Annotated in this window: 10 protein-coding genes, 1 tRNA gene and 1 pseudogene; 10 read left to right on the top strand and 2 right to left on the bottom strand. The window is 35.4% G+C overall.

What is annotated here, in order from left to right; genetic code table 11:
• Window position 1: 1 nt before the first annotated feature.
• Window positions 2–86: transfer RNA gene (locus ABY905_RS08150), tRNA-Ser, on the bottom strand.
• Window positions 87–415: 329 nt separating this feature from the next.
• Between ABY905_RS08150 and ABY905_RS08145 the strand changes: the two genes are divergently transcribed.
• Complete coding sequence (locus ABY905_RS08145) at window positions 416–1,822, top strand: MFS transporter (RefSeq protein WP_372642396.1); 1,407 nt, start codon at window positions 416–418, stop codon at window positions 1,820–1,822.
• A gap of 82 nt (window positions 1,823–1,904) precedes the next feature.
• Here ABY905_RS08145 and ABY905_RS08140 read toward each other — a convergent pair whose 3' ends face one another.
• Complete coding sequence (locus ABY905_RS08140) at window positions 1,905–4,370, bottom strand: helix-turn-helix domain-containing protein (protein ID WP_372642394.1); 2,466 nt, start codon at window positions 4,368–4,370, stop codon at window positions 1,905–1,907.
• Between the two features lie 460 nt (window positions 4,371–4,830).
• Here ABY905_RS08140 and ABY905_RS08135 point away from each other — a divergent pair, with 460 nt between their 5' ends.
• The 9 genes and pseudogenes from ABY905_RS08135 (at window position 4,831) to ABY905_RS08095 (ending at window position 12,547) form a co-directional block, all read left to right on the top strand.
• Window positions 4,831–5,271 carry a GNAT family N-acetyltransferase gene (locus ABY905_RS08135; protein ID WP_372642392.1) on the top strand — a complete coding sequence of 147 codons (441 nt, stop codon included), beginning with the start codon at window positions 4,831–4,833 and terminating at the stop codon, window positions 5,269–5,271.
• 3 nt (window positions 5,272–5,274) lie between these two features.
• A complete protein-coding gene (locus ABY905_RS08130; protein ID WP_372642390.1) occupies window positions 5,275–6,690 on the top strand; it encodes a sodium:solute symporter in 1,416 nt (471 codons plus the stop codon).
• Between the two features lie 149 nt (window positions 6,691–6,839).
• Window positions 6,840–7,967 (top strand): amidohydrolase, encoded by a 1,128-nt coding sequence (locus tag ABY905_RS08125; protein ID WP_372642388.1) that lies wholly within the window; start codon window positions 6,840–6,842, stop codon window positions 7,965–7,967.
• Window positions 7,968–8,003: 36 nt separating this feature from the next.
• Entirely contained in the window at window positions 8,004–9,101 is a 1,098-nt protein-coding gene (locus ABY905_RS08120) for an alanine racemase (protein ID WP_372642386.1), read from the top strand.
• On the top strand, window positions 9,101–9,772 hold the full coding sequence (locus ABY905_RS08115) for a peptidoglycan DD-metalloendopeptidase family protein (protein ID WP_372642384.1): 672 nt from the start codon (window positions 9,101–9,103) through the stop codon (window positions 9,770–9,772). Before ABY905_RS08120 ends, ABY905_RS08115 begins: the two co-directional genes overlap by 1 nt.
• Complete coding sequence (gene alr / locus ABY905_RS08110) at window positions 9,773–10,921, top strand: alanine racemase (protein WP_372642382.1); 1,149 nt, start codon at window positions 9,773–9,775, stop codon at window positions 10,919–10,921.
• Window positions 10,922–11,151: 230 nt separating this feature from the next.
• A pseudogene (locus ABY905_RS08105) lies at window positions 11,152–11,447 on the top strand (alanine racemase C-terminal domain-containing protein).
• 34 nt (window positions 11,448–11,481) lie between these two features.
• Window positions 11,482–12,303, top strand: coding sequence for an acetylglutamate kinase (gene argB, locus ABY905_RS08100; RefSeq protein WP_372642380.1), 822 nt, complete (start codon window positions 11,482–11,484; stop codon window positions 12,301–12,303).
• Between the two features lie 16 nt (window positions 12,304–12,319).
• On the top strand, window positions 12,320–12,547 hold the full coding sequence (locus ABY905_RS08095; protein ID WP_372642378.1) for an aminotransferase class III-fold pyridoxal phosphate-dependent enzyme: 228 nt from the start codon (window positions 12,320–12,322) through the stop codon (window positions 12,545–12,547).
• Window positions 12,548–12,636 lie beyond the last annotated feature (89 nt).

Genomic DNA, 12,636 nt, shown 5'->3' with positions numbered 1-12,636 from the left:
GCGGAGAGAGAGGGATTCGAACCCCCGGTACGTTGCCGCACAATAGTTTTCAAGACTACCGCATTCGACCACTCTGCCATCTCTCCAATATGTGTTGCTATCTGTTGTGATAACGGGTGCAAATGTAAGTCAAAAAAGATCGTTTCGCAAATATAATTGATTCTCTAAAAGATTATTTTTTGTTAAAACAAGCAAGGGCTTGACAATTACGATTTTAAAATGCTACTTTCATGAAATAAAAAATATTTTTTTATCGAAATCATACCAAACAGAGGGGGTGTCGGGTTTTAAGGACTGATTTTTGATAAAATGAAAAGTCGGGTTTTTCCTACTTGTGAATCTAAAAAGTAAATCTATTTTTACAAGCTGAAAATTTGGACAACTATACCTTAAATAAATTTAACTGAGAATTAGAATGAGTGTTGAAAAAAAGAGTACGATAAAGGAGGGCTTTTCCAGAGCTTTTTGGGTAGCCAATTCGGTAGAGTTATTGGAAAGAGCGGCCTATTATGGAGTTTTTATTGTTATTACAATATATCTATCCCGAATATTAGGGTTTACGGATGTGGAAGCCGCCTTAATTTCAGGTTTATTCTCAGGAGGTTTATATTTGTTACCTACTTTTAGTGGAGCATTAGCCGATAAAATGGGTTTTAAGAATGCATTATTACTTGCATTTTCACTATTGAGTATTGGATATGCAGGATTAGCCATATTTCCAACAATGCTCGAATCGGCAGGATTGGTAGAATACACCAAGATTACAACCTTTACAGGATTAGAGAGCAGTTCTCATAAATGGTTTATAATCCCAATTATTATCCTAATAATGATTGGTGGATCATTCATTAAATCGGTAATTACAGGTACCGTTGCTAAGGAAACTACTGTAGCTAATCGTGCTAGAGGTTTTTCTATTTTTTACACAATGGTAAATATTGGAGCCTTTTCTGGGAAAACCGTTGTAAAGCCATTGCGAGAGGCAATGGGAAATGAAGGATTAATCACCTTAAATTATTTCTCGGCTGGAGCAACTTTACTTGGTCTGATAGCCGTTTATTTCTTTTTTAAGACGACTAGTCGTGAAGGTGAAGGCAAGAGTATGTCGGAAATTTGGGATGCTTTGCTCAAGGTACTTTCTAATGGTCGTTTAGTGGCTTTGATTTTGATTGTAACAGGATTCTGGATGGTTCAACACCAATTGTATGCTACAATGCCAAAGTATGTATTGCGTATGGCAGGCGAAGGCGCATCACCTTCTTGGTATGCTAATGTTAACCCTTTGATTGTTTTCCTTTTTGTTGGCCTAATCACTCAAGTGATGAGAAAGAAAACAGCCCTATTTTCCATGACTGTAGGTATGTTTATAATGCCTGTGTCTGCAATGTGTATGGCGGCTGGAAATCTTTTAGATGTGGAATCAATAGACTTGGGTCTTTTTAGTCTACACCCAGTTGCTTTCATGATGATTATTGGTATTGTATTCCAGGGGTTTGCCGAGTCATTTATTTCGCCTCGATTCTTAGAGTACTTTTCTTTGCAAGCACCTAAAGGAGAAGAGGGAATGTATTTGGGATTTAGTCATTTACACTCATTCATATCTTCAATAGTAGGATTTGGTTTATCTGGATTTTTATTATCAAAATATTGTCCAGATCCTCATTTGTTTGAGAGTCATGCCGAGTGGGAAGTGGCATCTGCGCATGCACATTACATCTGGTACTATTTTGTAGCCATTGCAGGCGTATCGGCAATATCTTTGATTATTTATGGTCGAGTGACTCGTAAACTTGATGCTGAGAAAGCCTTATTAGAAGCATAATATAAAAGTATATAGATTGACTTGCTTGAGTCGATTTAATTGAACCACCTCAGCAATGAGGTGGTTTTTTGATTGTAGCAATTTAGCTTGTTTTTTGATTTTTCACATTTTCCCAGTGAGCGAGACTAAAGCGTAAATCACTCATGCTAATATTCTTACCCAAATCTCTTTGTGCGTCATTTAAGGCATTAACTTCATGATTGTTGAAATAAGCCATAATGCTTTCAAGTTTTTCATCATCAACAAAACGGCTGATGGGAAGGGCATTAATGCCCACATAATAGGTCAGATGTTCTTCAATAGTAGAACGAGTTAGATCACGCATGGCTGCGATGACAGGAATACTTTTGCCTTCCTTATACATTAAGAAGCTTCTTTCTTTACTGCTGACTTTCTTGGATTCCTGATTCTCGGCTAATGAAAAGATATCGGGAACTTGAGATAGTTTGTTCTCTTTTTTAAAAGCATCAACCAGTTTTAGAAGTTCTAAACCAAATTCATCAATCTTTTTAGTTCCTATGCCTTTCATCTTCTTTAAGGCCAATTTATTTTGTGGCAAGCTGTTGCATATTTGCACAATTACTTTCAGACTAATAATTGAGGCTACGCTTGTGTTCAATTCATCTGCTTTGGCATATCGCCAATCTTTAAGTTGTTTAAACAGTTCTGGATAATCGACAATTGCAGCAAAATCCTCTTGCTTCGGCATTCGTTTAAAGTTAATCGTCTTGAGGTGCTCCTTCGCTTTGAGTTCAAGGAAATCCTTAAGTACAAAACCATGATCGCAATGAAGCATACAAGCTAGTTTTACCTGAGTAAGCTCTACAATCCGAAGGCGGAGCTCCTTTACGGTTTTCTCCAAGGCTTGGTTGTCGGTATCGAAATAGCCTTGATGCACTGGCTCTAATAGATAGAGTTCAAGCTTGGGGATAAAATACTGACAAGCCTTATGTACGCGCTCCTGAAAGTGTTTGTCATTCTCAAGACTAGGGGAAGCTCCAAACATATGAAACAATTGGTTGGAAAATTGTTGACCAACCTTAACCAGTTCGGGTTTAATTAAATTGATAACGGCTTTTAGTTTTTCCTTACAATCGCCTTGAGAGGTTGTTGGGTAGTCTTCAAACACTTTATTTAATCGATAGGCGTAATGGTAGATCAAATCCATATCGAAAAGCTCTTTCAATAATGAAAGCTGATAGTCACGTTTGGCTTTGTAAAGATCCTCCTGCTTTGGCGGATTATCTTTCATCGTCTGATTAAAACTTGCCACTGAGCTATCGCAAATAATGCCTTGCGGATTGATTCGCGTTTTTAACACCATGCCTTCAAGCGATTTGCAACGCGAGAGAGCCACGTAAACCTGTCCGTGTGCGAAGGCTGAAGCGGCATCGATAATCGCCTTTTCGAAGGTTAAACCCTGAGATTTGTGAATGGTAATAGCCCAAGCTAATTTTAGTGGGAATTGTTTGAAATTGCCGATGACCTCCTCTTCAATCTCCTTGGTTTTTTCATTAATGGAGAATTTGATATTCTGCCAGGTTTCCATTTCAGCCTCGATCACATCTTGGTCTCCCTCGCATTTTACACTGATACTATCCTTATTCATAAAGGTGATCGTTCCAATCTTTCCGTTATAGAAACGCTTGGCTGATTGAGAATCATTTTTCACAAACATAACCTGAGCACCTTTTTTTAGCTCAAGCTTTTCGAGAGTAGGAAAGGCGTATTCGGGGAATTGACCATCAATACTGGCCTTAAAACTCATTTTGTCTGCCTCTAGCTTTTTTAGCTTAATCTCGTTGATATCCTCAGCCTTGCGGTTGTGAGTACTTAGAGTGATGTAAGAATCCTTATCATCCGGATCGAAATCGGGCTTGTAATTGGCATTTAATCTACGGCGCGATTGATCAGAAAGCTGGTTGTTACGAATCTCATTCAGAATTTGGATAAAGTCTTCATCCTTCTGGCGGTAAATGTGTTTCAGCTCAATGCAAATGTGTGGCGACTTTTGTAAGGCTCTTGAACTAAAGAAAAATTCAGTAGCATAGAAACGTTTCAATATCGACCATTCTTCCTGTTTCACTACGGGAGGCAATTGTTGCAAATCACCAATCATCAACAGCTGAACACCGCCAAAAGGCAGTTTCGATTTGCGATAACGACGCAAGGCAGAATCAATGCCATCCAATAAGTCGGCACGAACCATAGAGATCTCATCAATAACCAATAAATCGAGTGATTTGATGATATCTATCTTGGTTTTATTGAAGCGTTTCTCAGGAGCTTGTTCCCCCTTGTTTGTGTATTCATCTTCAGGAATAATGGGGCTGAAGCCCAACTGAAAGAAAGAGTGAACCGTAACACCGCCCGCATTAATAGCAGCCACACCGGTTGGTGCCACAACAATCATTCGTTTGAGTGATTCCTGACGCAGTCGGTGCAGAAAAGTGGTTTTCCCTGTCCCAGCTTTTCCTGTGAGAAAAATGTTGGTATTTGTGTTCTCTATATAATCGTAAGCCAGTCTCAGTTCTTTGTTGTCTTCCATCTTGTCGTCGTGTGATAATCAGTAAAATTAATATTTTAGATGGAGAATGGAGGGTAAGGGTAAAGGAAATTCAAGCTATAAAGCTAAAAGTGGTGTTTTAGTTTGTAAAATACAAACCACCTGCCCAAACATCCCGAAAAATATATGGATGGGTATTCTACTTAAAAAGTAAGACTTCCCATATTTCCAACTCATGATATTGAATACTAATAAGTAATTGAAATTTTAAACGTAGAGGAGGAATTCTCATACAGATTTAATAAACAGTATAGTGAATGAGCTGTTAGATGTCTTCCTCTAAGAGGCTTAGGCTGAGTTGAAGATCGACGAAGTCAAACTCTCTTTGCCTACTCAATACGTAATCCATTAGCTCCCAATTGTAAAAAGATTTGGATATCTCAATAATTTGATTAGATTGTACCACTATATTTATCAATTTAGTTAAACCGAAATTTATTTTATGATTCAAACAAAAGTATTTAACCCTGAAAACAAACCCAATACAACAGAAAAAGAAAGCATCATTAATTTCTTATTTGAAAATCTACAAGAGTATGGAGATCCAAAGTCTGATATAGAAAAATGTATTAATTACGCATTGAAAGAAACGACCTCTTTTGGCGGTTTTGTTTTGGTATCATTTTTAGAAAATGAAATTTCAGGTGTGGTTATAGTTAATCAAACTGGGATGAAAGATTATATTCCAGAAAACATATTGGTTTATATAGCCACTCACAAAGATCATAGAGGTAAAGGCATCGGGAAATTTTTAATGCAAAAAGCGATTGAACTGACAGAAGGAAGCATTGCATTGCACGTTGAACCTGAAAATCCAGCAAGATTTTTATACGAAAAAGTAGGTTTTAGCAGCAAGTATGTTGAAATGCGATTGAAAAAATAGCCTATGCATTTCATCGATATTTCGATATTTGTAATCTACATGATGTCCATGCTAGGTGTTGGCATCTATTTTCTAAAACGGAATAAATCGCAGGATGACTATTATGTGGGAGGTCGGGAAATGACCTCCCTCCATATTGGTTTATCTGTTGTTGCTACAGACGTTGGTGGTGGATTTTCTATAGGCTTAGGAGGTTTAGGCTTTTTAATTGGTATGTCGGGTAGTTGGATGCTGTTTACTGGCATAATCGGAGCATGGATTAGTGCTATTGTACTTATTCCCATAATATATCCTCTGGCAAGGAAACATAATTTCCTTAGTTTTCCCGAAGTTCTCAATCATTTCTACAATAGGAAAGTAGCCATTTCAGCTGGTATAATCTCATTGATTGGTTATATTGGGTTTACCAGTTCTCAAGTATTGGCAGGCGCAAAATTAGCTGCAGCAACTTTTCCTTCAATAACTATTGTCGATGCTGTATTATTAATGGGAGTTGTAGTCATTGGCTATACCGTTCTTGGTGGGCTTAAAGCTGTTATTTTTACCGATACGATTCAATGGATTATACTCATGGTTGGTCTAATAGTAATTGGTATTCCATTAGGTTTCATAAAAGTTGGAGGCTGGGAAGCTATCCGTATTTATTTACCAGATGACTTCTTAAGTCTAACCAATATTACTTCTGTTCAATTTATTAACTGGCTTATTACAATCGTTCCTATTTGGTTTGTTGGTATGACCTTGTATCAACGAATCTACGCATCAAAAGATGAGAAAACAGCAAAAAAAGCTTGGTTTATAGCTGGTTTGTTTGAATGGCCTGTCATGGCATTTATGGGAATTACTTTAGGATTGCTGGGCAGGGTTGCCTTTGAACAAGGAATGTTTACTGAATTTGGATACGCTCCCGGCAGTCCTATAGATGCAGAAATTGGCTTGCCTTTACTCTTAACACATATTTTCCCTGTTGGCTTGATGGGTTTGCTAATGTCATCTTATTTTTCGGCAATCATGTCAACGGCTGATAGCTGTTTAATGGCGGCATCAGGTAATTTTACAACAGATATATTAAGGCTCTCAAAACAAAACACCAATGGGATTCGGTATTCACAATTAGCAACATTAGTCATTGGTATACTCGCAATTCTTCTGGCAACTATGATGCAAAATGTGCTTGATTTAATGTTGTATTCTTATGCTTTTATGGTTTCCGGATTATTTGTTCCTGTCTTGGGTTTTATGTTTTTAAAAAAGCCATCAGCAAAAGCAGCACTGTATGCAATGCTTTTTGGAGGAGGAACGACTTTGGCTCTTATTTTAACCGAAATGGCCTTGCCTTTTGGATTAGATGCAAATTTCTTCGGGATTACATTTTCAGCAATCATTTTTGTCTCTATCCAATCATTGTCTAAGAGATAATATTTATGAAACGAGCATGACAAAATTTAATCGTATTGTGACTCACAAGTCAATGATTAAATTTTGTAGTGAACGTTCTGTATCACCAAATTATAAATTTTTATAACAGATAAAAATGTTTACTAACTTTATAATTTTAAAACGAATATATGAATCAGAAAATAATAAAGCTTAGAAGGGAATTGCATAAATACCCTGAACTTTCCAATGATGAGCATCATACTTCAGAACAAATCATAAACTTTATAAAAGAATACAATGCTGACGAGATTATCCGACTTGGAGATACAGGCGTATTATTTGTTTTTAATGGAAAAGAGACGGGGAAAACTATACTGTTTAGATCCGAACTGGATGCTTTGCCTATTAAAGAAATGACCAGAGTTGAATATAAATCAGTGAATAATAATATCTCTCATGCCTGTGGACACGATGGACATATGGCGATTTTAACTGGTTTGGCTCAAAAAATTTCGAATGATCGTCCGACTAAAGGGAAAGTAATTTTACTTTTTCAACCAGCCGAAGAAGTAGAGCAAGGTGCACGTGATGTAATGGAGAACCCTAAATTCAAAACGATTAATCCAGACTATATGTTTGCGCTTCACAATGTGCCGGGCTTTAAAAAACATGGAATAATCCTTAAAAAAGGAAGTTTTGCGTCTGGATCAAAGGGGATGACAGTGAAGCTTACTGGAAAAACAGCCCATGCTGCCGAACCTCAAAATGGAATCAGTCCTGCAGATGCTATTTCTCGAGTTATCAGCAAACTACATAGCTTAAGAGAGGACAAAACTCTTTTTAGTGATTTTATTTTGCTGACCATTATCCACATACAATTGGGTGAAATATCTTTTGGCACCTCACCAGGCTACGCCGAAATGAGAATTACACTACGTGCTTTCGAAAATGAAGATCTGGACTTGCTTACAAATCAATGTGAGAAAATAATACAAGAAATCTCTAGCTCAGAAAGCTTAAGCTGTGAGATTTCCTATAATGAAGTGTTTCCGGCAACAGTTAATAATGATCAATGTGTTGATGTCGTTGAACAATCGGCAAAACAAATTGGTTTGGAAGTCGAGCACTTGAAAACGCCTTTTAAGTGGTCGGAAGATTTTGGCTATTATACCGAAATACACAAGGCTTGTTATTTCGGATTAGGTTCAGGTAATAATCAGCCTCAACTTCATAATCCGGATTTTGATTTTCCAGATGATATAATTGAAACTGGTGTAAAACTGTTTTATCAAATTTATAAAAGTTCGCAGAGATAAATCCGAAGCAAGCAATTTTAAACTTATATCATATAAATGGCTGAATTAATAATACATACCGAAGAAATAAAAAACAACATTAAAACATTAAGTCAGTTTTTTAAAGAGCACCATATTGAATGGAGTTTAATAACAAAGGTTTTCTCTGGTGATATTGATTTTTTGAAAAATATATTAACAAAAGACACACTTGAACATATTGGTTCTGTTGGCGATTCAAGACTTACGAGCCTGAAAAACCTGAAAAAAGTTAATCCGGATATACGAACCATTTATATTAAACCACCGGCTATAATGTATGCCGATGAAGTAGTTGAATATGCTGATATTTCATTAAATTCATCATACAAAACCATAAAAGCATTAGATACGGCTGCCCAAAAACAAAACATAATCCATAAAATTATTATTATGATTGAATTGGGTGAATTGCGAGAAGGCGTGCAAAGAGATGATTTAATTGATTTTTACGAAAAGACATTTAGTTTGTCAAATATTGAAGTGATTGGATTGGGTTCAAATTTGGGTTGTATGTATGGTGTTGAGCCCAATTATGATAAGCTTTTGCAGCTGTCTCTTTATAAAGAACTAATTTCTGCGAAATTTAATAAAGAACTTAAATATGTTTCTGGTGGAAGTTCTATCACTTTGCCCTTAATAACGCAAAATATAATTCCAAAAAACATCAATCATTTTAGAATAGGCGAAGCTGCATTTTTTGGGACAAGCCCATTGGAAAATAAGCAATTTTTGAACTTATCAACCAATACATTCGAATTTCATGCAAATATTATTGAATTAGATGAGAAGGGCCTTGTTCCGGATGGTATTATTAGTGATGCAAATATTGGTCATACTGCCGATTATAACGAAGAAGATGTGAGCGAACAGAGCTATAAAGCCATCCTTGATTTCGGAATGCTTGATGTGGACAGGCATGATATTGAGACCAACGATAAGGTTATTAAATTCGTGGGAATCACTTCCGATATGACCGTTATTAATATTGGTACAAATAAAACACCCGAGGGGAAAACAAAATATCATGTTGGTGATACAATATGCTTTAAACCATCTTATATGGGAGTCGCTCGTTTGCTTAATTCAAAATTTATTGATAAAAAATTTATTTAATGTTACACCAATTAATCCAACAACACAACATCAGCTTTTCAGAGGTCATTGACTTTGAAAAGAAAAGCTTGTATCAGTTTGATTTTTCTGAAAGCAATTTAGAAATTACGCCTTTAGTTATAAAAGACACCCTATCTTTGGCTAAATATATAAACCAAACATTAAAAAAACATAGTGCAGACTTCGGTTATGGCGGCTACTTCGAAAACAGAGTAATATATCGAAAAAGTGAACATTTTGGAGGAAATCAAGAGGATTCTCGAAGCATTCATCTCGGCACAGATATTTGGTGTAAGGTGCACGAGCCAGTTTTATCTCCCTATAATGCTGTAGTTCATAGTTTTAAATATAATGATAATTTTGGTGATTACGGCGCGACTATCATTTTAAAGCACGAAATTGAAAAAACCGCTTTTTATACGCTGTACGGACATCTTTCGATAAAATCGTTAGAAGGCAAAAAAGTAAACCAAAAAATTAAACAAGGAGAACTTTTTGCAACAATTGGAAATGAAAACGAAAATGGGAATTGGCCACCACATCTTCATTTTCAAATTATCACCGATATGTTGGGTTATTTTGGCGATTTTCCAGGGGTATGTTCATTAAAAGAAAAAGAAAATTATTCAAAATTATGCCCGAACCCCAGTTTAATTCTAAAGATTCAATAAATGGCAAGTACATCACAAATTGTAATAAAATCGGAAGCTTTAGAACAGAATGTGAAGTTTGTAAAATCTCTTCTTGACAAATCAACCACCATATCGGCAGTAATAAAAGGGAATGCCTATGGACATGGTACCGAAATTGTTGTTCCAGCATTAGAACAACTTGGGATAAATCATTTTTCAGTTTATTCTTCAGCGGAAGCAAAAGTAGCTTTTGAAGTAAAATCTCCAAAATCCGTAATCATGATAATGGGCTTTATTTATAAAGAAGATTATCAATGGGTTATTGAAAATGATATAGAATTTTTTGTTTCATGTCCTGAAGCGTTTAAATTGGTTCTAGAAACAGTCAAAAGAATTCAAAAAAAAGCAATTATTCATATCGATTTGGAAACGGGGATGAATAGGACCGGGCTTGAGATTAAGCAATTAAGAAGAATAATACCGATGATTAAAGCCAATGAGGAATCATTAATAATTAGAGGCATATGTTCCCATTTTGCGGGAGCAGAAAGCATCGCAAACCAAATACGTATAAAAAAACAGTTCTCCGTTTTTAAAAAGCGAGTTAAATTATTAAACGACAATGATATATATTCTGAAGTTAAGCATATTGCAAGCTCGGCTGCAACAATTAATTATCCTGAAACAAGACTTGATTTGGTTCGAGTAGGTATTATACTTTATGGATATTGGCCAACAACAGAAACATTCATTCATTACATTCATAGACGAAAAGACAAAACCGATCCATTAAAAAGAGCGTTGAGGTGGTGTACAGAAGTTGCATTGGTGAAAACAGTTACTGAGGGCGAATTTATTGGCTACGGAATGAGTTTTCAAGCACAGCGTACAATTAAAATTATGATTATTCCGGTTGGATACTCTACCGGCTACAGCAGGTCATTAAGTAATAATGGTCATGTAATTGTAAATGGTTTTATTGCTCCAATTGTTGGCACTGTTAATATGAATATGATCATTTGCGATATTACAAATTTACCGAAAATAAAAGTAGGTGACCCCGTTATCCTTATTGGTAAACAAGATGTAAACGAAATTTCATTTACGTCATTTGCTGAAATGAATAACTCATTAAATTATGAAATCTTAGCTCGACTACCGGAAAGTATTAGCCGGGAGTTAGTTTAAGACATTAGGCCTTTAAAATCAGAAGATTAAGTTGTAGATTTAATGATGGATTATGTATTGTTGAATTCTGTATATACGACTTAATATATTACAATTTAAAATATAGTTCATTGTTTAATCTTAAACAATAATCATGGCCTTTGTAACATTAGATATTAAGAAACTAAAATCAAATTTTGACTATCTCAATACTCTTTTTAAAAAGAATATTAAGATGGAATAGTCAGATAATGTCTATTAAACAAGTTGAAAGTGGTGAATTTGTTTGCTATGGAATTGTGTATATTGCACAAACAAATATTAAAACTGCACTCATCCCAATTGGATATGTTGCGTTATAGGTGTTGTAAATATGAATATGATTATCGCTGATATTACGAATGTACCTGATGCAGAAGTTGGTGAAGAGGTAATTATTATTGCAAAACAAGGTGATTTAGAAATAAAGGTAAGCGCTTTTAACGATCAACTTAATTATGAAGTGTTGACTCATTTATCAGAGTCCATTAAACGAATAGTAGTATAAATAATCATAACTTTTATAATCTATAAAACGAATAATGATAGAAAATATAATATTATTTAAATATGGTGGCAATGCCATGACAAATCAAAATCTAAAATCGAAGATATTAGAAAACATTTGCTCCTTGAAAGATAAAGGATATCAAGTCGTGATTATTCATGGTGGTGGCCCTTTTATTAAAGAAACACTTAAAGTTGCCAATATCGAATCCGATTTCGTTGATGGATTACGAAAAACGACACCTGAAGCAATGGAATATGTCGAAATGGCATTGAAAGGAAAGGTCAATGGAAGTCTGGTTTCAATAATAAATGGAATGGGCCATAAAGCTGTGGGCTTGTCTGGAAAAGATGGACAAACCGTTCTGGCTAAAAAACATATGCATGAGCACAAGAAAAACGGAAAAGTCGAACTGGTTGATTTAGGACAGGTAGGAGATGTAGCAAGCGTTGACACTTCCTTAATCGAAATATTATTAGAAAATGATTTTATTCCGGTAATCACTTGTATTGCTTCTGATAAAAAGGGGCTTGATTATAATATTAACGGCGATTTGTTTGCAGGTCATATAGCTGGCGCACTTTCAGCAAAACAATATGTTATTTTAACAGATGTTGACGGATTAAGGCTCGACAAGAACAATCCAGATTCTATTATCTATGAACTTAAAGTAGCTGAAATAGATCGGCTTAAAGAAATTAAATGTATTCAAGGCGGGATGATCCCAAAAATAGATTCTTGTAAAATTGCCTTAGATAAAGGAGCTAAACTTGCAAGAATCATCAATGGAACAGTACCAGAGCAAATTACATGCCTTTTTGAAAATAAAGAAGTTGGAACAGCAATTAGCATCTAATTTTAAAACATAAATAATGATACGAAAATTGAATAGAACATACGATGATCTTGATAAAAAGTATTATTTACAAACTTTTAAACGTTACCCTTTAACTTTCGATCACGGGAAAGGCTCCCGCATTTGGGATGTGGAAGGCAACGAATACATAGATATGTTGGGAGGTATCGCTGTAAACAGTGTTGGACACAGTAGTTTAGCCCCTAAAAAGACTGGAGTAAAATTTCAGATTTTAAACAGTTAAATTTAAGGCATGAAAAGACGTTGGACATTAGAAGAAAAAATAGGGATTCTTACTGAGGCAGAAAATGGTAATGTTGTAGAAGTTTGTAG

It is taken from the genome of Ancylomarina sp., from assembly GCF_041555295.1.
Classification (GTDB): domain Bacteria; phylum Bacteroidota; class Bacteroidia; order Bacteroidales; family Marinifilaceae; genus Ancylomarina.
This window is presented reverse-complemented; position numbering and strand designations above follow the sequence as displayed.

What these genes read in the sequence shown, in the direction of transcription:
- ABY905_RS08145 (WP_372642396.1), top strand. Translation starts at nt 416, where the DNA reads ATGAGTGTTGAAAAAAAGAGTACGATAAAGGAGGGCTTTTCCAGAGCT.
- ABY905_RS08140 (WP_372642394.1), bottom strand. Translation starts at nt 4,370, where the DNA reads ATGGAAGACAACAAAGAACTGAGACTGGCTTACGATTATATAGAGAAC.
- ABY905_RS08135 (WP_372642392.1), top strand. Translation starts at nt 4,831, where the DNA reads ATGATTCAAACAAAAGTATTTAACCCTGAAAACAAACCCAATACAACA.
- ABY905_RS08130 (WP_372642390.1), top strand. Translation starts at nt 5,275, where the DNA reads ATGCATTTCATCGATATTTCGATATTTGTAATCTACATGATGTCCATG.
- ABY905_RS08125 (WP_372642388.1), top strand. Translation starts at nt 6,840, where the DNA reads ATGAATCAGAAAATAATAAAGCTTAGAAGGGAATTGCATAAATACCCT.
- ABY905_RS08120 (WP_372642386.1), top strand. Translation starts at nt 8,004, where the DNA reads ATGGCTGAATTAATAATACATACCGAAGAAATAAAAAACAACATTAAA.
- ABY905_RS08115 (WP_372642384.1), top strand. Translation starts at nt 9,101, where the DNA reads ATGTTACACCAATTAATCCAACAACACAACATCAGCTTTTCAGAGGTC.
- alr (WP_372642382.1), top strand. Translation starts at nt 9,773, where the DNA reads ATGGCAAGTACATCACAAATTGTAATAAAATCGGAAGCTTTAGAACAG.
- argB (WP_372642380.1), top strand. Translation starts at nt 11,482, where the DNA reads ATGATAGAAAATATAATATTATTTAAATATGGTGGCAATGCCATGACA.
- ABY905_RS08095 (WP_372642378.1), top strand. Translation starts at nt 12,320, where the DNA reads ATGATACGAAAATTGAATAGAACATACGATGATCTTGATAAAAAGTAT.